Raw genomic sequence first — 19,216 nt, 5'->3', positions numbered from 1 at the left:
ACGGGCTTTCGCTTTCGCGCATCCGCGCCCTAGCTTCCACCCCGTTCCCCGCCCCCGAGGCTCCATGTCCCAAAGTCCCGACGTCACCGCCGCCATCCTCGTCATCGGCGACGAGATCCTCTCGGGCCGGACCAAGGACAAGAACATCGGCACGATCGCCGACATGCTGACCGAGATCGGCGTGGACCTGCGCGAGGTGCGCATCGTGCCGGACGTGAAGGCGGAGATCGTCGCCGCGGTGAACGCGCTGCGGGCGCGCTACACCTACCTGTTCACCTCCGGCGGCATCGGCCCGACCCACGACGACATCACCGCCGACAGCGTGGCGGAGGCCTTCGGCGTCGGCATCGACGTCGATCCGCGGGCGCGCGCCATGCTGCTGGAGCGGCACCGGCCGGAAGACCTCAACGAGGCCCGCCTGCGCATGGCCCGCATCCCCGACGGCGCCGACCTGATCGCGAACCCGGTCTCGAAGGCGCCGGGTTTCCGCATCGGCAACGTCTACGTCATGGCCGGCGTGCCGCAGATCATGCAGGCCATGCTCGACGAGATCCGCCCGACATTGACCTCGAACGCACCGGTCATTTCCGAGACGATCGAGGCCGGCGCGATCCCCGAGGGCAACTTCGCCGGCGGCCTCGGCGCGATCGCCGCGGCGCATGCCGACGTCTCGATCGGCTCCTATCCCTCGATGACGCCGGAGGGATTCCGCAATCGCATCGTCGTGCGCGGTCGCGACGCCGAGGCGGTGGCGGCGGCGCGCGCGGCGGTGGAGGCGTTGCTCCCGGGGCTTCGGGCGTAGGCACGCCGCAGTCGATCGACCCTTCACGATTTGGTGAAATAAATTTCCAGATGCCGGGAGCGCGCAAGCGCTGCCGTACGTTGGGCTGCGACCAGACGACCACCGAGGGCCGCATGTCCCAAGACACTCGCAGGCAGGAGGATTCCAAGACCCACGGCGCCCATACCCGGGAGAAGGACGACGCCCAAGTCGAGAAGGCGCATCGCCCGGACGCGCTGATCCTTCACGAGATCATCCGCCGCGAGGGCGAGGAGGAGATGCGGCGCACGACGCTGGCGCTCTCCCTGTCGGGCTTCGCCGCCGGGCTCACCATGGGCTTTTCGCTGATCGTGCCCGGCGTCCTCAAGGGACATCTGCCGCACGAGCCCTGGGCCGATCTCGTCGTGAGCATGGGCTACTCGATCGGCTTCCTCATCGTCGTTCTCGGTCGTCAGCAGCTCTTCACGGAGAACACCGTCACACCGATCCTGCCGCTCCTGACCGAACGCACCTTCGGCGCGCTGCTGCGGGTCGTGCGGCTGTGGACCATCGTGCTCGTCGCCAACATCCTGGCGACCATCGTCATCGCCTCGGTGCTTGCCCATACCGACGCGTTCAAGCCGGAGGTGCGGGAGGCGTTCGCCGCCATCAGCCGCCACACCATCGAGGACCCGTTCTGGACCACGGTGATCAAGGCCGTGTTCGCGGGCTGGCTGATCGCGCTGATGGTGTGGATCCTGCCGGCCTCGGGCTCGGCGGCGCCCTTCATCATCATCCTGATGACGTGGCTCGTCTCGATGTGCGGCCTCGCCCACATCGTCGCCGGATCGGCCGACGCCTATTACCTCGTCGCCACCGGCGAGATCGATATCGCGAAATACGTCACCGGCTTCTTCGTGCCGACGCTGCTCGGCAACGTGGTCGGCGGCGTGACCCTGGTCTCGGTGCTGAATTACGGGCAGGTCGCGCCGGATATGGAGGATCAGGGCCGTGCCGGCACCGGCGCCTGACCATGCCTCGACGTCAGCGCCTCACCGCTCGGCCGGCGGGACGGTGCGGTCCTTCCTGGCGACGGTCCGGGCCTTGCGCGCACGCGCCAGCAGGATCGCCGTCTGGACCGCCGCCCGCATCAGCAGCGGATGGGTGCCGGGATTGGCCGTGACCTGGCTCGCCCAGCCATGCCCCGCGACGGCGGCCGCGAGATCGACCGTGTAGCCGTCTGCGATCGGATGCGCCGAGGTCTCGGGCTCCGCGAGATACCGCTCGACCGCCGCGTTCACCTGCTCGTCGGTGACGGCCTTGGCCTTGAAGAGATCCCCGACGGTCAGTGAAGCAGCCATCCTTCGAAGATCCCGGCCGATGCCGATTCGATTTGAGAGAATCAGACGTGAAGGGGTTGCTCGAATGAACGGCGTTCGAGCCGCACGGCGTCGCATCCCGCCGCCAGGCACTTCTCGACCCTGGTCACCTGCGTCGGGTACCAGCGCTTTCCCCGTGCCGACGGGACACCGAGGGCGTTGAGCGCGTTGGCGACCTGTTCCAGCGTCAGCGTCCCCGCGGCGCGGATCTCGCTGAGGATCGGCGCGACATCCTCGGCCCGCTCCCGGCTGCGCTGCGCACTCCCGTTGCGGACCGGGCCTTCGGCCGGCAGGCGGGACCGCTCATGTCCGAAGGCCGCCATACCGGCCCGGCCGGAGGCCGGCCGTGCCCGCCACTCGGCCGTGAAGCGGGTGTAGAACTCGCGGCGGCGTGCCATCGCCTCCGGGGTGCATGGCACGCCCCATCTGTCCTCGGCCTCCGCCAAGGCTGCCATGATGCCGAGCGTGACCTCGCTCGCGTCCGGCCGATCGGCGGCGGCGAAGCGCAGGTCGAGTCGGCGCAGTTCGTCGCTCAAGTGGCGCAGAAACGCGGAATTCCCGCTGAAAGCGCCGAAGTCGGCCATCAACAGCGTTGCGCCGCCGCGGCGGCACAGGCTCAGCGCGTCCTGAAGGCGCGACCACCTCGAGCCCGGCCGATCCTGCCCGGTCTCGACGACCTCTGCGGCGAGGCGCCCGTGCCCGCGGACATGCCGATCCACCGCCGCGCGCTGGATTGCCAGCGCGTCCCCGGATCGGCCCGGACCGGGGAGGCCCGCATGGAGATAGGAGATAAAGACGGTTGAGGGCATCTGAGCGTGGCCGGGATGCATCTGCGTGGCATTGCGTGGGGACGTTGTCCGCCGAGCTACGACAGGTCTCGATGTTTCAGGGTATCTGGTTGTCTACGACAACTGGAGAGCCATCAATATGATCACGGCTGCCGATAGGTTGCCCGTCGCCGTCGACCTCAGGCTCGGCGGCACGGTGCAGATCGGTTCGAACGCGCTCGAGGTGATCGACCTGCTGGAGATGTTCGAAGCCATCGGACGGACCGGCTCGATCAAGGGCTTCGCCGAGAGCCTCGGCCTGTCCTACCGCGCGGCCTGGGCGCGGCTTCAGGCGTACGAAACCGTCCTGGGACAGCCGCTCGTGCGCAAGACCCGTGGCCAGGGCTCGGAACTCACGGAGTTCGGGGCCGCGCTCTCGGAGGCGTTCACCTCGGCGCTCTCGGGACTGGATGCGAGCCTCGGGCGCGAGACCCGCGCCATCGAGCATCGACTGCGGCGTCTGCTCACCGGCCGCGGCGGAGCGCTGCGGCTCGCGGCGAGCCACGATCCTCTCCTGATCGAGGTTCTGCGCGAGATTCCGGCTGAGCAGGGCGCGATCGAGCTGTCGGTGATGGGGAGCAGTGCGGCGGTGAAGCTGCTCCTCGACGGCGGGGTCGATGCCGCCGGCTTCCATTGCGGCGCGCAGGCAACGGAAGAACCGGACAGTCCCTTCTCCGGCGTCAAGGCGAGTGCCGGGCTCGTGCCGCATCCGCTGTTCGAGCGCGAGCAGGGTCTGCTGCTCGCCCCCGGCAATCCGCTCGGCATCCGCGCGCTCGCCGACCTGACCGGGGACGGGGTGCGCTACGTCAACCGCCAGCGCGGCTCGGGCACGCGCGACTGGTTCGACCGCATGCTGGCGGAGGCCGGCCTCTCGCCCTCCGAGATCCAGGGGTACGCCGTGGAGGAGTTCACGCACCAGGCGGTGGCGGCCGTGATCGCCTGCGGGGCGGCCGATGCCGGGCTCGGCGTGCGCGCGGCAGCCGAGCGGCTCGGCCTCGATTTTCTGTCGGTCGGCTGGGAGACCTACTATCTCGCCACGAGCCGCTCGCTCGCAGCCCCGGCGCTGGAGGCGCTGGTCGCCACCGTCAGGGCGCGTGCGGCCCGCACCTCCGGCTACCGCCCCGCCGGACCGGGCGTGGATTGAGTGCGGGACCGTCGAGCGTCTCCGAGCGGCCGCTTGAAATTCTTGGATCACGCGAGCCCGGGCCGTATCGGCGCGCTTTGCCGCGCCCCAGTTCGGGCGAGCCTCCGATGTTGTCGGCTCATACGGCTTCCGGTTGATCGCTTCGGTCTCTAGGCCGTCATTGCGAGGCGAAGCCGTGGCAATCCAGGGCGCGACCTTTCCGGAAAAGTCGAGCCCTGGATCGCTTCGGCTTCGCCTCGCGATGACGGAGTGAGGCCAAACCCGGGTTGATCAGCCGGAAGTCGGATCACGTAACGAATTCCGGTTTCCGGCGAACCGTAACGACCGCGTTCGTTCCGGAGCACACCATGTCCCAGCGCCTCATTCGTACCCTTGCCGTCCTGCTGCCAGCCTTGCTCTTGTCCGGCACGGCGCAGGCACGGCCCGTCGTCCTCGAACTGTTCACGTCGCAGGGGTGCTCGTCCTGCCCGCCGGCCGAGGCGCTGCTCGGCGAACTGGCCGGGAACGCCGACCTCCTGCCCCTCGGCTTCCACGTCACCTACTGGAACCATCTCGGCTGGAAGGACACCGCGTCGTTCGAAGGCGGGACCGAGCGGCAGGCCGCCTATGCCGAGCGTCTCGGTGAGGGCAACTTCACGCCCCAACTCGTGATCGACGGACGCCGGAGCGTCGTGGGGTCGAGGCGCGTGGACGTCGCCGCGGCCGTGGGGCAGGCCAGGGCCGAGATGGGCTCCGAAGTCGCGACGACGGTGTCGCGCCGGAACGGCCGGATCAGCGTCAGGGTCGGCTCCGGTGTGGGCGACGCCCGCGTGATCCTCGTCGGCTTCGATCGATCCGTGCGCACGCCGATCGCACGGGGCGAGAACAGCGGGCGGACCATCCAGCAGACCAACGTCGTGCGCTCGCTGCGCACCCTCGGCACGTGGTCGGGCAAACCCCTGGAGTTCAGCGAGGCTGCGCCTGCCGGGCAGGACGTCGCCGTGATCGTGCAGGAACCGGGCGGCCGGATCGTCGGCGCCGCCCGTCTCACGCCGGAGGGCTGAAACGCCGACGCACGGAAAGGGCTTTCGGCCTTGGCGACACCGGGCGGGATGCTAGCCGCCCGGGCACGAGCCGGATCGTCGGCCGGACGCGGAAAGAAAATCTCCGTGACGTGTAACCGCCGAGGACCTGCCGGCGAAACCGAGTGCAGTGCCACCCTCACGCTCGGCACGCACAGAAGGATGACCCCATGAGCACGTTCCTGCGCATCGCCTCCTCCCTTGTCCTCGCCACGACCCTCGCGGCGGCGCCCGCGGTCGCGGCCGAAACCATGTCGAAGGACAGCATGTCCAGGGATTCCATGGCCAAGGACAGCATGTCGAAGGACGGCATGGCCAAGGATTCGATGGCCAAGGACGGGATGGCCAAGGATTCCATGTCGAAGGACTCGATGTCGAAGGACGGCATGGCCAAGGATTCGATGAAGAAGTAGGCTCGCCCGCGACAGCACGGTGCGGGTGGCCCGGCCGGGCCGCCCGTTCCGCCGGCCCGTCCCCATGGCCTCCGGAACCTTCCTGCCCATGCCCGCTCGGCCGATGGCGTCATCGGGAGAGGCGTCGCTGTCCGCTGCCATGCAGGCGGCTCAGAACGGCGATGCCGCAGCCTATCGCGCCCTCCTGCGCGACTGCGTACCCGTGATCGCCGCCATGGTGCGGGCCAAGGGCGTGCGGGGGGCCGCGGTCGACGACGTCGTCCAGGAGACGCTTCTCACCGTCCATCGGGCGCGGGCCACCTACGATCCGGACCGGCCCTTCCTGCCGTGGCTGCGCGCCATCGCCCAGAGGCGGGCGATTGACGTCCTGCGACGGACCGGGCGACGCACGCGCGAGGTCCACGACCCGCTCGCCTACGAGGCGGGCGTCGACGACGGTCCCTTGCCCGGACATGCCCTCGATGTCGGCGAGCGCGACCGGATCCTGACGGCAGCCGTCGCGCGGCTGCCGGAGGGGCAGCGCCAGGCGATCGAACACATCGCCCTGCGCGAGCTGTCGCTCGACGAGGCCGCTGCCTCCACCGGACGGACGAAGGGAGCGCTGAAGGTCAACTTCCACAGGGCTCTCAAAGCCCTGCGCACATACCTCTCATCTGCCAAGGAGGGCACGGATGCCTGATCCGGCCAGCCACAAACAGCGCGTCACCGACCTCGTCGACGAACTGGCCCAGTCGCTCACGCCTGTCCGCCGGCTGCCTGGACCGGCGATGCGGACCCTGGCCTGGTGTTGCGCGGTGCTGGTCCTGAGTGCGATCCTCCTGCCTCTTGCCGATCTCGGCGGCATGTGGGCCCGCCTCGGCGTGCCGGATCTGCGCTACGCGGCCGTGTGCGCGTTCCTGACCTCCGCCAGCGCCGCCTTCGCGGCATTCCAGAGCAGCGTGCCGGGGCGCAGTCCGGCCTGGGCGCTGCTTCCTCTCCCGCCGCTCGTCCTGTGGATCGGGTTCAGCGGTCTCGGCTGCCTGCGATCGTGGATCGCGCCGGCCGCCAACCTGGCGGAGCCCGAGGAGATGCGCGGCTGCTTCACGTTCCTGATGAGCGTGTCTCTGCCACTGTCGGTACTGCTGGTGACGATGCTGCGCCGGGCCTGCCCGCTCCGCCCGAACCTGACGGCGGCCCTCGGCGGACTCGCGGCGGCGGCGGCGGCGGCGGCGCTCCTGGTGCCGTTCCATCCGCACGATGCCACCGCGATCGACCTCCTGGTCCATCTCGCCGCCGTCCTCATCGTCGTCGGCCTCAACGGACTGCTCGGCGGCCGCCTCCTCGATCGGACCGGCTGATCCGCTGACCGGAGGCGTGGCGTCGGCGTGCCTGCGACGCCGGCCCGAAAAGACAAAAAACACCTGTAACCGCGCCGCCCGGCCCGACGAACTCCCTTCGGCACGGGGCCATCGCGACTTCATCGGGAGCGCGTGTCCCGTCAGCCGGAGAATGCCCTCAACCACGGGGAGCCGTCGCCCGGCATCCCCGCAGGAAGGTTCCCATGTCCTCACCCCCACGGCGGGCCGAGCGCCCGATTCATCCCCTCGCGGTGCGGATCACCCACTGGGTGAACGCGCTGGCCATGCTGATCATGATCACGAGCGGGTGGCGCATCTACAACGCCTCGCCGATCTTCGGCGATTGGGTGTTTCCGAAGGCGATCACCCTCGGCGGTTGGCTGGGAGGGGCGTTGCAATGGCACTTCGCGGCGATGTGGCTGCTCGTCGCCAACGGCGCCGCCTACCTGACCTACGGTCTCGCCTCGGGTCACCTGCGTCGGCGCCTCACGCCTCTGCGGCCGCGCGAGATCGGGCGCGACTTCGTGGCGGCCCTGACGTTCCGGCTTCCTCACAAGCCGGGGGTCTACAACGCGGTGCAGCGCCTGCTCTACGTGGGCGTCCTGCTCGCCGGGATCGTCGCCGTTCTCTCGGGCCTCGCGATCTGGAAGCCCGTCCAGTTCGCGCCACTCACCGCGCTGATGGGCGGCTACGACCAAGCGCGGGTCGTCCATTTCCTGGCCATGGCCGGCATCACCGCCTTCGTGGCGGTGCATCTCGCCCTCGTGCTCCTCGTTCCACGGACGCTGCCGGCGATGATCCTCGGCCGCGAGATCCATCTCGGCTCCAAAGCGCGGTGACGCCATGACGCTCTTCGACCGCTCCCGCCGGCTCGTCCCCGCGCCCCAAGAGACGCGCCTCGCCCGGCCCGACCGGCGCCTCTTCCTGCGCGGCGGCCTCGTCGCCGCCGGCAGTCTCGCTCTGGGCGGCTGCGACCTCTCCGACAACCCGCATGTCGACAACGTCCTCGGCGGGTTCTCGCGACTGAACGATCGGGTTCAGGGCGCTCTGTTCGGCGGGACCCGCCTGGCGCCGACCTTCGAGGTCGCGGACATCACCCCGGACTTTCCGTTCAACGCCTATTATCCGGCGAGCAGGATCCGGGTGATCGACGGCGCGACCTGGAAGCTCGAACTGTCCGGCCTCGTTTCCGACCGGACACCGTGGACGCTCGACCGCCTGAGGGCGCTGCCCCAGGAGGGACAGATCACCCGCCACGTCTGCGTCGAGGGCTGGAGCGCGATCGGGCAATGGTCCGGGGTTCCGTTCCGCACCTTCCTCGAGCGGATCGGAGCCGATCTGACGGCCCGCTACGTCCGGTTCGATTGCGGGGACGATTATTGGACGAGCATCGACATGCCCAGCGCGCTCCACCCGCAGACGATCCTGGCCCTGGACTACGCCGGCGCACCGCTGCCGCCGAAATACGGCTTTCCGGTCAAATTGCGCATCCCGACCAAGCTCGGATTCAAGAACCCGAAGCACATCATGGCGATCACCGTCACCAATGAATATCCCGGGGGATATTGGGAGGATCAGGGATACAATTGGTTCTCGGGATTATAGCATTTTCGAGATGCGATGACGCGGATGGGAACTCCGTCTCCTCATCGCGGGCCTTCGGGAAACCGGGCCGATCGGGGCCGCCCTAGCGCAGCATGAACCGGTCGACCTTGGGCGGTTCGCCTCCGCTCTCGCCGAGCGCGTCGAGGATCGCCGCGTCGGCCGCGTGCAGCAGGGCGTCGAGGGGCAGGTCGTTGGCGTCCGTGCCGAAGGGCTCCTCCAGCTCGTCGCCGAGCGCGTCGAGGCCGAAGAAGGCGTAGGCCACGAGCGCCGCGATGATCGGGGTCGACCAGCCGAGCGATCCGGCGAGCCCGAACGGCAACAGCAGGCAGTAGAGCCAGGCGGTGCGGTAGAGCAGCAAAGTGTAGGCGAAGGGCAGCGGCGTTCCGTGGATGCGCTCGCAGGTCGCCTGGATCGCGGACAGGCCGGCGATCTTGTGCTCCAGGCTCGCGAACAGCACGTCTCTGAGCGCGCCGGCCCTCATCGCCGCGGCGAGGTCCCGCGTCAGGCCGGCGAGCGCCGCGTCGGCACCGCTCGGCCTCTGCGCGAGGGCGGCGCGCTCCTCCGGCGGCAGCCAGGGCGCGAGCGCCCGCGCCTCGTCGAGCCCGCGCAGGCGGGCATGCAGGGCGTGGGCGAAGCCGGCCGCCCGGCGTAAAGCGCGCTGCCGCAGGGCCTCGTGCTCGGGCTCCGGCAGCAGGGCCGGCAGGAGCCGGGCGAGGCCGCGCATCTCGACGATCAGGCTCCCCCAGGCCCGCCGCGCCTCCCACCAGCGGTCGTAACAGGCGCCGTTGCGGAAGCTCAGGAAGATCGAGAGCGCGAGGCCGACCAGGGTGAAGGGGCCGATGCCGGCGGTGACGGGAAACCATGCGGCGTGCCGCTGCTCGACCGCGACCACGAGGACGGAGAGCGCGGCGACGACGATCACCTGCGGCGCGACCTTCGGCAGGACCGAGCCGCGCAGCGCGAACAGGATCGTCAGCAGGCCGGGGCGGGGACGGACGATCATCGCATCGGCGTCAGTCGGCGCAGGCCTCGATCAGCCGGCGCATGAAGGCCTCGCCGCGGGCGAGCTCGTCGAGGGTGATGAACTCGTCCGGCTGATGCGCCTGATCGATCGAGCCCGGACCGCACACCACCGTCGGCAGGCCGGCGCGCTGGAACCGTCCGGCCTCGGTGGCATAGGGCACGGTGATGGTGGCGTTGCGGCCGGCGAGCCGCAGGGCCAGCCGCTCGGCCTCCGAGCCGGGATCGGGCGCGAGCCCCGGCACCGAGACCTCCTCGACCGTCTCGATGCGCCCGTAATCGCCGTAGCGGTTGAGCCGATCCCGCATCACGCGCTCGCAGGCCGCGTCGAAGAGGGCCGGGATCTCGGCCATGTCGAGGTCGGGCAGGCCGCGGAACTCCCAGAGGAAGGTGCAGAGCTTCGGCAGGATGTTGCGGGCGGTGCCGCCCTCGATCACGCCCACATGGACCGTGGTGTTCGGCGGGTCGAACCGGCCGGAGGCGTCGCCGCGGGCGACCATGGCGTCGGCGATGCGGTTCAGCTCGGCGATCAGGTCGGCCGCCGCCATCACCGCGTTGGCGCCGAGCATCGGTTTGGCCGAATGCGCCGCGTGGCCGTGCACGGTGGTGTTGAAGGTCACGACGCTCTTGTGCGCGTCCGCCACCTGCATCCCGGTCGGCTCGCCGACGATCACCGCGCCCGGCCGCGGCAGGTCGGCGCCGAAGCGGGCGATGGTGTCGGCGACGCCGAGGCAGGTGGTCTCCTCGTCGTAGGAGAGCAGGATATGGATCGGCCGCGTCAGCTCGGCCTCCAGGGCCGCCGGTACCAGGGCGAGCGCCACGGCGTCGAACCCCTTCATGTCGACGGCGCCCCGGCCGTAGGCGCGGCCGTCGGCGACGCGCAGGGAGAACGGGTCGGAGGTCCAGGCCTGCCCCGTCACCGGCACCACGTCGGTATGGCCGGAGAGCACGACGCCGCCGTCGATCGCCGGGCCGAGGGTGGCGAACAGGGCTGCCTTGTCGCCGCTCGCGTTCGGCACCCGAACGAAGGGGACGCCCCAGCCGGCTAGGTAGTCGGCAACGAAGTCGATCAGCGCGAGGTTCGATTTCGAGCTCTCGGTGTCGAACGCGACGAGCCGCTCCAGGAGCTCCAGCGGCGTGAGGCGTGTGCCGCGCGAGGGCGCCGTCAATGGACGACGCGGCGCATATGGGGCGAGTCCAGCGAGAAGGCCGGGATCTCCGCCTCGAAGCTCTCGCCGCCGACCGTCGACATCGTGTAGCTGCCGGCCATCAGGCCGTCGGGCGTGGTGAGGGGACAGCCGCTGGTGTAGCTGAACGACTCGCCCGGTTCGAGCACCGGCTGCTTGCCGACGACGCCAGCGCCGCGCACCTCCTGGCAAGCGCCGCGCCCGTCGATGATCCGCCAGTGGCGCGAACGGAGTTGCACCTGCTCGCTGCCGTTATTCACGATCTCGACAGTATAGGCGAAGAAATAGCGGCTCTCTCCCGGCGAGGACTCCTCCTCGACGAATCGGGGCTCCACCGTCACCGTGATGCCGCGCGTCTCGGCCTTGTACATCGGGTGAAAGCATCTCCGTGGACGGCGCGCAGGCCGCATCGCGACATCTGCGACGCGCCGTGGTACGTGGCGCCAGAAACCTCGTCAATCACGGTATCCTACGGTGGGCGGAGGCCGGAGACCACGTGCCGAACGCGTCGCATCGGGGAGAATTGGGGGGAGTCCCGGTGACCGCGCGGCCTGATCGCGCGCCGTTCGCCGTCGGCCCGGCCGTCGCGACGGCCCTGACGCTCGGCCTCGCCCTCGGCTTCGCGTGGTGGAACCCGGCGCAGAACCGCTGGCCGGCCTTCGCGCTGATCCTGGCCCTCGGCCTCGACGCCGCGGCGCGGATCGTCGCCCGCGCGGTGCGTCGGCGGACGGGGGTGCAGACGGAGATCCGCGGCGTGCCCTCGCCGATGCTGGCGCTCGGGAATGCGATGGGGATCGGCGCGGGCGTGGTGGCGGTGGCGTCGGCCCTGCGGCCCGACCTGTTTCCGCTCCTCGCGAGCGCCCTGGCCGGCCTCGTGGCAATGGGGGCCTGCGCCCGGCTGGCGCTCGCGCGGATGGTAGTCGCGATCGAGGCGGCAGAGCGCGAAGCGGCCGAGGCCAAGAAGGCCGAGAAGAGAGGCGAGGGGACGGGACGATGAGCGGAGACAGGTCGGCCGCATCCGGGATCCTGCCGGCGCAGGCCATCGCGGCGCTGACGGAGACCGGGGCGATCCGCCCCGCGACCGCCTACGCCGCCGACCAGATCCAGCCCGCGAGCCTCGACCTGCGCCTCGGCACCCGGGCCTACCGGGTGCGCACGAGTTTCCTGCCCGGAAGCGGGCGCTCGGTCGCCGCCTGCGTCGCGGCCTTCGCGCTGCACGAGATCGATCTGACCCAGGGCGCCGTGCTGGAAACGGGCTGCGTCTACATCGCCGAGTTGCAGGAGACCCTGGCGCTGCCCCCCGATCTCAGCGCCAGCGCCAACCCGAAAAGCTCGACCGGGCGCATCGACGTCTTCACCCGCGTCATCACCGATCGGGCCAGCGCCTTCGACCAGATCGAGGCGGGCTATGCGGGCCAGCTCTACGCCGAGATTTCGCCGCGCACCTTCCCAGTGCGGGTGCGGACCGGCTCGCGCCTGTCGCAGATCCGCTTCCGCCGGGGCGACCCGCGGCTGCGCGAGGCCGAGCTCGCCGCGCTCCACGCCAGCGATCCGCTGATCGACGCGGCCACACCCTCGCTCCAGGGCGGCGTGCCGGTCTCGGTGGATCTCGCCGGTTTCGACGGGCTGATCGGCTATCGGGCCAAGCGCCATACCGGCCTGATCGACGTGGACCGGCCGCGCGGGCACCGCACCCGCGACTTCTGGGAGCCGCTGCCGGCCGACGGCAGCCGCACGCTGATCCTCGATCCCGGCCAGTTCTACATCCTGGCTTCAAAGGAAGCGGTGCGGGTGCCCGCCGACCACGCGGCGGAGATGGTGCCGTTCGATCCCCTCGTCGGCGAGTTCCGCGTCCACTATGCCGGCTTCTTCGATCCGGGCTTCGGCCTCAGCGAGGCGGGCGGCGCCGGGGCCCGCGCGGTGCTGGAGGTGCGCTCACGCGACGTCCCGTTCCTCCTGGAGGACGGCCAGATCGTCGGCCGCCTCGTCTACGAGCGTATGCTGGAGCGGCCCGCGACCCTCTACGGCACGGGCGCCGGCTCGAACTATCAGGCGCAGGGGCTCAAGCTCTCGAAGCATTTCGCCATCGAGCCGGAGCCGGTGCCGGCGGTCTGAGCCGGGAAGGGCTCCCAACCAATCGGCGAATGGCCGGGCCGGTCCAGGGTCCGGCGGTGACGTGGCTTGAGGGAACTCCGCCTCGGCGAGCTCGTTAGACCCCAAGATTGGATCTGTTCTAATTCGCAAAAGCGGCGGCCGAGCCGCCTTAATGCTGCAGGAGCATTCCCATGGCCAACGCCAAGTGTGAGAGCTGCAAGTTTTTCGACGAGCACAAGGTCAACGGCGCGGCCGCGAAGAACGACGAGGGCCTGTGCCGCTTCAACCCGCCGGTGAACCAGCCCGGCCCGGACGCGCACGGTCTCTGGCCGGTGGTCGGCTCGACCGACTGGTGCGGGCACTACACGCCTGAGATGACCGCGGCCGAGTAAACCGCGTCATCCTGAGAGCGACGAGAGGGCAGCCGACAGGCTTGCCCTTTTTTCGTGAGCGGTGCTCGTCTCCAAATGCGGCCGCTTAAGTCTGAGACTTCACCAATCCGAAGCCGGCATCCCGGAAAGCCTCCGGAAGGATGCTCGTCGCAGCGCACCACGCCTCCCGCCTCGCCCCGTCAGGGACGTACCGCGGGCGTCTCCACGGGCAGCGGTGCGGCCCGCGCCGCCAGATAGAGTTCGAGCGCGACGAATTCTGGTGCCCCGTAGCCGAAGGGCTCGGCCCGCATCCCGGTCATGCAGTTGCGCAGGCGGCGCTGCAGCGAGCCCGGGCCCTGCCATTCGAGGCGGTAGAGCGGGTAGCCGGTTGGGTGCCCCTGGGGGATCACGGCCGAACCGAGACGGCGGCCCCAATTCTCGTCATGGCAGATCGCGCAGGACAGGCCGAGTTGGCCCTGGCGCGCCTCGAACAGCGCGCGGCCCTCCGCCCGTGCGGATGCGAGCCGGGGGTCGTCCGGAGGCGCGACGGGCAGGCCGCGCGACTGCGTGGCGACGAAGGCCGTCAGTGCCAGCAGGTCGGGGTTCTCGTAGGCGAGCGGGTCCGCGCCCTGGTGTTCGCGGCGGCAGGCGTTGATCCGGTCCTGAAGGTCGATCGGCCGCGCGGTCCGGGCGTCCCAGGCGGGATAGCGCGCCGCGACGCCGCGCATGCTGGTGGACGCCTCGCCGTGACACCCGGCGCAGGCCGTGCGGCCGGACATCGGCGGCTTCGTCCAGAGCTCGGCCCCGTCCGCGACCGCGAGCATGCCGGGATTGGCGCCGTCGTCCCGCTGCATCGCCTGGATCTCGGCCCCCATCTGGTCGAAGCTTGAGCGCCGGTCGGCCGGCGCGATCGGCTCCGCGCCGGCCGGGGCCGCGGTGAGCAGCAGCGCGACCAGGACGACCGGCAGCGAGGAGCCCGGGCGGTGGGGCATGGCAGGGTTCAGGCCACCGTGATGGCCGCGGTCTCGGTCTGCTCGAAGCCCGCGTCGCCGCGCCAGGTGAAGGTGAAGCGACTGCTCGCCGTCGCGACCCAGGTGAAGGTGAAGTAGGGGTTCGCGGCCGAGGCCGGGAACAGCTCGGCCCGGAAGACCTCCTCGCCTTCGAAGCGGCAGACGAACTCCGTGACGATGTTGCGCGGCAGGATGCGCCCGTCCGCGCCCGGTCGGAAGCCCGTTTCCATCGGGTGCGAGATCAGGGTCTTGATCGCGATGACCTCGCCGGGTTTGGCGGTCTTGGGCAGGTTGATCAGGGTCCGCGCCATCCGGCTCAGCCCTCCAGGCAGGCGGCGAGCGTGACGATCGCGTCGGCGCTCGCCGACCAGTAGCTGCCGTCGCTCATCTCGGCGATCGCGGTGATGCGCTGCGTGTCGGCGAGCCGGATGCGCGTGGCGACCTGGGCCCGGCCGGCGCCCGGCCGCAGATGGAGCGTGACGACGTTCGGCTGCGGGTTCTTCTCGTTGAACACGCCGATACGGCGCACGTGGTCCGCCGGCGTCATCGGACTCTCGACGGAGACCGTGAGCGGCACCGTGTTGCCGTTGTCGACGAGCGGGGGCAGGTCGAGGCTGACGCGGCCCGGCCGGATCGGGTTGTCGCCGGCGAAGCGGCGGATGGCGGATTCGGTCGTCTCGGTGCGGGGCTGCGCCGCCGCGGCCGGCCGCAGGGCGAGCGCCAGCAGCGTGCCCGCCGCGCCGGCGACGACCCGGCGCCGGTCGATCGAGTCCGTCCGTCCCATCGTCATCGTCCTCATGGCGTCCCCTCGGGCTCGCGCAGGCTCGCCAGGAAGGCGACGACGTCCTCGATCTCGCCCGCACCGAGGATCGGGCGTCCCTGCCACGCCCGGCCCACGCGGGTGAGCCCCGCGAGGCTGTAATAGGATGGCATGATCGTGTCCGGGTTCAACGCCCGTCCGTCCACCAGCCGCAGGCGCAATTGCGCCGGGCTCCGGCGGGCGCCGATGCCCGCCAGGTCCGGGGCGAGGTTGCCCTGGAAGCGCTCCTCCGGGAAGGGTCCCGCATGGCAGAGCAAGCAGAGACCGCGCGAGCGGTCCGCCACAATGGCCCGGCCGCGGCCCGCGTCGCCCGCCGCGCCGGTCAGGGGCTCGGGGATCGCGTCGCCGACGATGCGATAGGGGACCAAACCCTCCTCGGCCCGCGCCGCCGTGACGGCGAGCGCCAATACGATCGGGACGAGGCGGGCGGCAGGGCGCGTTCGCTTCACCCGAACACGTCCCGGGTGATCGTCCGGTACCAGCCCTCGGCATAGGCCGCCTCCTGCGCGCGCACCGCCTCGGGCGCGTCGAGCGGGCTGATGCCGCCGGCGCCCGGCACGTCCGCCAGCAGCCCGTTGGTCGGGCGGAACACGCCCGCGATCGAGATGCCGTAATCGGGGGCGACGAGGCTCCAGCAAGTGTTGATGAGTCTCGGATCCTGCGGATCACGGCCAGCCAGAGCGTCGATCACCGCCTGCGCGCAGACCTTGCCCTGCGCATTGGCCGAGAAGGCGGATTTCGGCATCGCCCCGGCGATGGCCGCGTCGCCGATCACGTGGATGCCGGGCACGAGGCGCGACTCGAAGGTCACGGGGTCGATCGGGCACCAGCCGCTCCGGTCGGTGCAGCCCGCGAGCGCGGCGATGCGACCGGCGCGCTGGGGTGGGATGATGCAGGCGACGTCCGCCTTGTACTCGGCGAAGTCGGTGCGCACGATCATCGCCGCCGGATCAACCTCGCTGACCTGTCCGCCCGCGGCGAGCGGCACGTATTCGAGCATGTCCGGATAGAGCTTGGCCCAGGCCGCCTCGAACAGCTTCTGCTTGGAGAAGGTGTCCTTGGCGTCGAGCAGAATGAGCTTCGCGCGCGGCTTCCGCGTCTTCAGAAAATGGGCGATCAGGCTGGCCCGCTCGTAGGGGCCGGGCGGGCAGCGATAGGGGTTGGCCGGCGCCGAGAGGACGACGGTGCCGCCCTCCGGCATGGCGGCGAGTTGCTGCGCCAGGAGCACGGTCTGCTCCCCCGCCTTCCAGGCATGCGGCATGGCCTCGGCGGCCGCCGCGTCGTAGCCCGGCACAGCGTCGAAGCGCAGCTCGATCCCCGGCGAGAGGATCAGGCGATCGTAGGCGAGCGCCGTCCCGTCGCCGAGCCTCACCCGGCGCGCGACCGGATCGACCGCATCGGCGCTCGCGCGCACGAGCCGGAGCGCACGGCCGAGGGCGTCGTAGCCGAAGGTTTGCGCCGCGATGCCGCGCAGGCCCACGACGACCGCGTTGCTGCCCGTGCAGGCGACGTAGCGCTCGGCCGCCTCGACGAGGGTCACGTCGATGCCGCCCGCGGCGAGGCAGCGGGCCGCCGTTGCGCCACCGAACCCGGCGCCGACGACCACGACGCGCGGGGGCGTGCCGCCGAGCGCCGGGCGCGCCACGGCGACGGCCGCGGCCCCGCCGATCAGCGCGCGACGCGTCGGCGCGAAGGGTGTGTCCGGCATCACCGCGATCCCTGCGCCGCGAACCAGGCGGCGATGGCCCGGCTCTCGGCCTCGTCGAAGCCCTTGGCGATGCGGTTCATCAGGGTGGCCGGCCGCGCGCCGCCGCGGAACGCGTCGAGCGCCGCCACGATCTCGGCCTCGGGCCGTCCCTCCAGCCTGCCCATCGCCGCGCCCTCGGTGTGGCAGCCGGTGCAGGAGGAGGCGCCGGGGGGAGGGCGCGTCTCGGCCGCGCCCGCACCCGGCCCGAAGGCGAGCACGGCCAGAAACGCGAGCGCCGGCCGCGCCGCCCTCATGCGCGGCGCAGGTCCGCGTCCTTCAGGGGCAGATGGCGCACGCGCTTGCCGGTGGCGGTGAAGACCGCGTTGAGCACCGCCGGGGCCGCCACCGCGATGGTCGGCTCGCCGACGCCGCCCCAGAAGCCGCCGGACGGCATCAGGATGGTCTCGACCACGGGCATCGCGTCCATCCGCATGACGGGATAGCTGTCGAAGTTGGTCTGCTCGATGCGGCCGTCCTTGACCGTGCAGGCGCCGTAGAGCGCCGCCGACAGGCCGTAGACGAAGGAGCCGGCGACCTGCGCGTCGATCTGCTGCGGGTTGACCGCGTGGCCGGGATCGGTCGCCGCGACGATCCGGTGGATCTTCAGCTCGCCGGCCTCCGAGACCGAGACCTCGGCCGCGCCCGCCACGTAGCTGCCGAAGCCCATCGTCTGACAGAGGCCGCGGTGGACGCCCTCCGGCGGTTTGGTGTCCCAGCCGATCTTGTCCGCCACCGCCTGCAGCACGGCGCGGTGCTTGGGGTGATTGCCCATCAGCTTCAGCCGGAAGGCGAGCGGATCCTGGCCGGCGGCGTGGGCCAGCTCGTCCATGAAGCATTCGAGATAGATCGCGTTCGGGTTCAGATTCACGCCCCGCCAGAAGCCCGGCAGGATATGCGGGTTGCGCATGGCGTGATCGACGAGGATGTTCGGGATCGTGTAACCGATCGCCGCTTCCGGACCGCCCGGGTTGAGCCCCTGGAAGGTGACGGGGTCGCGGCCCTCGACCATGCGCTGGGGCGCGACCGAGGCCAGGATCGACTGGCCGGAGATGCGCATGTGCAGGCCGGTGAGGTTGCCGTCGCTGTCGAGCGCGCCGCGCAGGCGGCACTGCGTGACCGGATGGTACCGGCCATGGATCATGTCCTCCTCGCGGGTCCAGATCAGCTTCACCGGCGTGCCCGGCATTTCCTTCGCGATCTGCACCGCCTGCCGCAGCCAGTCGTGCGTGGCGCCGCGGCGCCCGAAGCCTCCGCCGAGATGGATCTTGTGGACCTCGCAGGCCGTGGCCGACAGGCCGGCGGCCTCGGCGGTGGCGGCGAGCGCCGCCTCGCCGTTCTGCGTCGGCGCCCAGACCTCGCAGCGCTCCGGCGTCCAGACCGCGGTGGCGTTCATCGGCTCCATCGTGGCGTGGTTCTGGAAGGGCACGCCGTAGACGGCCTCCACCACCTTGGCCGCCCCCGTCAGCGCACCGGCCACGTCGCCGGACTTGTTGCCGACGAAGGCCTCCTGCGCGTCCAATCCCTCGCGCAGAGTCGCCGCAATGGTCTCGCTAGAGACCGTCGCGTTCGGGCCCTCGTCCCAGACGACCGGCAGCGCGTTGAGGGCGGTCTTGGCGCGCCAGAACGTATCGGCCACCACGACGACCGCGCTGTCGCCGATCTGCAGCACGCGCTTGACGCCGGGCATGCCCGAGACCGCCGCCGCGTCGAAGCTCTTCACGGTGCCGCCGGTCACCGGGCAGTCCCGGATCGCGGCGTTGAGCAGGCCGGGCAGGGTCAGGTCGATCCCGTAGACCTGGGAGCCGTCGAGCTTGGCCAGGGTGTCGAGGCGCTTCAGCGGCTTGCCGGCGAGCGTCCAGTCCTTGGGATCCTTGAGCACCACTTCCTTCGGCGGCTCGATCTTCGCCGCCTCCGCGGCGACTGCGCCGTAGGTGGTCCTGCGGCCGGACGGACCGTGGGTGATGACGCCCCGCTCGACCCGGCACTCCTCGGCCGGCACGCCCCAGCCCTTGGCGGCGGCGGCGACCAGCATGATGCGGGCGGCGGCGCCGCCCTTTCGGACGTATTCGTGCGACTCGCGGATGCCGCGGCTGCCGCCGGTCGAGTAGTCGCCCCAGATGCGCTTGCGGGCGAGGTTCTGGCCCGGGCTCGGATACTCGGTGGTGACGCGCGCCCAGTCGCAGCCGAGTTCCTCGGCGACGAGCTGGGCGAGGCCGGTGAGGGTGCCCTGGCCCATCTCCGAGCGGGCGATGCGGATCACCACGGTCTCGTCCGGCCGCACCACGACCCAGGCATTCACCTCCGGGACGGCGGGCGCCGCGTCGAGGATCGCGGCCCGGGCCGGCGCGAGGGCCGGAATATGGAAGCCGAGGGTGAACAGGCCGGCGCCGGCCAGCACGGTGCGGCGGGAGGGGCGGGAGGTTTGGCGATCGCTGCGCATC

General features: G+C 70.9%; 24 protein-coding genes. 12 read left to right on the top strand and 12 right to left on the bottom strand.

Annotated elements, in window-relative coordinates:
• The first annotated feature begins 64 nt into the window (after positions 1-64).
• Together ABS772_RS15680 and ABS772_RS15675 are read left to right on the top strand one after the other, a co-directional pair.
• Positions 65-802: a competence/damage-inducible protein A gene (locus tag ABS772_RS15680; protein ID WP_350395769.1), complete on the top strand. Its 738-nt coding sequence runs from the start codon at positions 65-67 to the stop codon at positions 800-802.
• 113 nt (positions 803-915) lie between these two features.
• Positions 916-1,791 (top strand): formate/nitrite transporter family protein, encoded by an 876-nt coding sequence (locus ABS772_RS15675; RefSeq protein WP_350395768.1) that lies wholly within the window; start codon positions 916-918, stop codon positions 1,789-1,791.
• Between the two features lie 21 nt (positions 1,792-1,812).
• Here ABS772_RS15675 and ABS772_RS15670 read toward each other — a convergent pair whose 3' ends face one another.
• Both ABS772_RS15670 and ABS772_RS15665 read right to left on the bottom strand, forming a co-directional pair.
• Entirely contained in the window at positions 1,813-2,121 is a 309-nt protein-coding gene (locus ABS772_RS15670) for a hypothetical protein (RefSeq protein ID WP_350395767.1), read from the bottom strand.
• 41 nt (positions 2,122-2,162) lie between these two features.
• Complete coding sequence (locus ABS772_RS15665) at positions 2,163-2,948, bottom strand: serine integrase family protein (protein ID WP_350395766.1); 786 nt, start codon at positions 2,946-2,948, stop codon at positions 2,163-2,165.
• 118 nt (positions 2,949-3,066) lie between these two features.
• On the opposite strand from ABS772_RS15665, the gene ABS772_RS15660 reads away from it, so the two are divergent.
• The 7 genes from ABS772_RS15660 to ABS772_RS15630 all read left to right on the top strand — a co-directional run bounded on the left by ABS772_RS15660 (position 3,067) and on the right by ABS772_RS15630 (position 8,526).
• The gene (locus ABS772_RS15660) at positions 3,067-4,110 is read left to right on the top strand and encodes a substrate-binding domain-containing protein (RefSeq protein WP_350395765.1); all 1,044 of its coding nucleotides are present in this window, start codon (positions 3,067-3,069) and stop codon (positions 4,108-4,110) included.
• Positions 4,111-4,457: 347 nt separating this feature from the next.
• Positions 4,458-5,153, top strand: coding sequence for a DUF1223 domain-containing protein (locus tag ABS772_RS15655; RefSeq protein WP_350395764.1), 696 nt, complete (start codon positions 4,458-4,460; stop codon positions 5,151-5,153).
• 188 nt (positions 5,154-5,341) lie between these two features.
• Entirely contained in the window at positions 5,342-5,584 is a 243-nt protein-coding gene (locus tag ABS772_RS15650; RefSeq protein ID WP_350395763.1) for a pentapeptide MXKDX repeat protein, read from the top strand.
• Positions 5,585-5,687: 103 nt separating this feature from the next.
• Entirely contained in the window at positions 5,688-6,263 is a 576-nt protein-coding gene (locus tag ABS772_RS15645; protein WP_350395762.1) for a sigma-70 family RNA polymerase sigma factor, read from the top strand.
• Positions 6,256-6,921, top strand: coding sequence for an NrsF family protein (locus ABS772_RS15640; protein ID WP_350395761.1), 666 nt, complete (start codon positions 6,256-6,258; stop codon positions 6,919-6,921). Before ABS772_RS15645 ends, ABS772_RS15640 begins: the two co-directional genes overlap by 8 nt.
• A 203-nt stretch (positions 6,922-7,124) precedes the next feature.
• Positions 7,125-7,760 carry a cytochrome b/b6 domain-containing protein gene (locus tag ABS772_RS15635; RefSeq protein ID WP_350395760.1) on the top strand — a complete coding sequence of 212 codons (636 nt, stop codon included), beginning with the start codon at positions 7,125-7,127 and terminating at the stop codon, positions 7,758-7,760.
• 4 nt (positions 7,761-7,764) lie between these two features.
• Complete coding sequence (locus ABS772_RS15630; RefSeq protein ID WP_350395759.1) at positions 7,765-8,526, top strand: molybdopterin-dependent oxidoreductase; 762 nt, start codon at positions 7,765-7,767, stop codon at positions 8,524-8,526.
• 82 nt (positions 8,527-8,608) lie between these two features.
• On the opposite strand, the gene ABS772_RS15625 is transcribed toward ABS772_RS15630, so the two are convergent.
• The 3 genes from ABS772_RS15625 to apaG are packed head-to-tail and all read right to left on the bottom strand — an operon-like array spanning position 8,609 to position 11,104.
• A complete protein-coding gene (locus ABS772_RS15625) occupies positions 8,609-9,529 on the bottom strand; it encodes a bestrophin family protein (protein WP_350395758.1) in 921 nt (306 codons plus the stop codon).
• A gap of 10 nt (positions 9,530-9,539) precedes the next feature.
• Positions 9,540-10,715 (bottom strand): acetylornithine deacetylase, encoded by a 1,176-nt coding sequence (argE, locus tag ABS772_RS15620; protein ID WP_350395757.1) that lies wholly within the window; start codon positions 10,713-10,715, stop codon positions 9,540-9,542.
• Positions 10,712-11,104 carry a Co2+/Mg2+ efflux protein ApaG gene (apaG, locus tag ABS772_RS15615; protein WP_350395756.1) on the bottom strand — a complete coding sequence of 131 codons (393 nt, stop codon included), beginning with the start codon at positions 11,102-11,104 and terminating at the stop codon, positions 10,712-10,714. The genes argE and apaG overlap by 4 nt, the downstream gene beginning before the upstream one ends.
• A gap of 167 nt (positions 11,105-11,271) precedes the next feature.
• Between apaG and ABS772_RS15610 the strand changes: the two genes are divergently transcribed.
• From ABS772_RS15610 to ABS772_RS15600, 3 genes are all read left to right on the top strand, one after another.
• Positions 11,272-11,730 (top strand): hypothetical protein, encoded by a 459-nt coding sequence (locus ABS772_RS15610; protein ID WP_350395755.1) that lies wholly within the window; start codon positions 11,272-11,274, stop codon positions 11,728-11,730.
• Positions 11,727-12,848, top strand: coding sequence for a 2'-deoxycytidine 5'-triphosphate deaminase (locus ABS772_RS15605; RefSeq protein WP_350395754.1), 1,122 nt, complete (start codon positions 11,727-11,729; stop codon positions 12,846-12,848). The genes ABS772_RS15610 and ABS772_RS15605 overlap by 4 nt, the downstream gene beginning before the upstream one ends.
• A 170-nt stretch (positions 12,849-13,018) precedes the next feature.
• Complete coding sequence (locus ABS772_RS15600) at positions 13,019-13,219, top strand: hypothetical protein (protein ID WP_350395753.1); 201 nt, start codon at positions 13,019-13,021, stop codon at positions 13,217-13,219.
• Positions 13,220-13,398: 179 nt separating this feature from the next.
• Here the strand turns inward: ABS772_RS15600 and soxA are convergent, their stop codons facing one another.
• From soxA to ABS772_RS15565, 7 genes are read right to left on the bottom strand one after another with little or no spacing between them, the layout of a single operon-like run.
• Positions 13,399-14,190 carry a sulfur oxidation c-type cytochrome SoxA gene (soxA, locus tag ABS772_RS15595; protein WP_350395752.1) on the bottom strand — a complete coding sequence of 264 codons (792 nt, stop codon included), beginning with the start codon at positions 14,188-14,190 and terminating at the stop codon, positions 13,399-13,401.
• An 8-nt stretch (positions 14,191-14,198) separates the two neighbouring features.
• Positions 14,199-14,519, bottom strand: coding sequence for a thiosulfate oxidation carrier complex protein SoxZ (locus tag ABS772_RS15590; RefSeq protein WP_350395751.1), 321 nt, complete (start codon positions 14,517-14,519; stop codon positions 14,199-14,201).
• A gap of 5 nt (positions 14,520-14,524) precedes the next feature.
• Entirely contained in the window at positions 14,525-14,992 is a 468-nt protein-coding gene (locus tag ABS772_RS15585; RefSeq protein ID WP_350395750.1) for a SoxY-related AACIE arm protein, read from the bottom strand.
• Between the two features lie 11 nt (positions 14,993-15,003).
• Positions 15,004-15,477, bottom strand: coding sequence for a sulfur oxidation c-type cytochrome SoxX (gene soxX, locus ABS772_RS15580; protein ID WP_350395749.1), 474 nt, complete (start codon positions 15,475-15,477; stop codon positions 15,004-15,006).
• Complete coding sequence (locus ABS772_RS15575; protein WP_350395748.1) at positions 15,474-16,736, bottom strand: FAD-dependent oxidoreductase; 1,263 nt, start codon at positions 16,734-16,736, stop codon at positions 15,474-15,476. Before ABS772_RS15575 ends, soxX begins: the two co-directional genes overlap by 4 nt.
• On the bottom strand, positions 16,736-17,029 hold the full coding sequence (locus ABS772_RS15570; RefSeq protein ID WP_350395747.1) for a c-type cytochrome: 294 nt from the start codon (positions 17,027-17,029) through the stop codon (positions 16,736-16,738). The genes ABS772_RS15575 and ABS772_RS15570 overlap by 1 nt, the downstream gene beginning before the upstream one ends.
• Positions 17,026-19,215: a xanthine dehydrogenase family protein molybdopterin-binding subunit gene (locus ABS772_RS15565; protein ID WP_350395746.1), complete on the bottom strand. Its 2,190-nt coding sequence runs from the start codon at positions 19,213-19,215 to the stop codon at positions 17,026-17,028. Before ABS772_RS15565 ends, ABS772_RS15570 begins: the two co-directional genes overlap by 4 nt.
• Position 19,216 lies beyond the last annotated feature (1 nt).

This window comes from Methylorubrum podarium, assembly GCF_040270385.1.
Taxonomy (GTDB): Bacteria; Pseudomonadota; Alphaproteobacteria; order Rhizobiales; family Beijerinckiaceae; genus Methylobacterium; species Methylobacterium podarium.
Note: the sequence above shows the minus strand (reverse complement) of the source record. Positions and strands in the feature narration are given on the sequence as shown.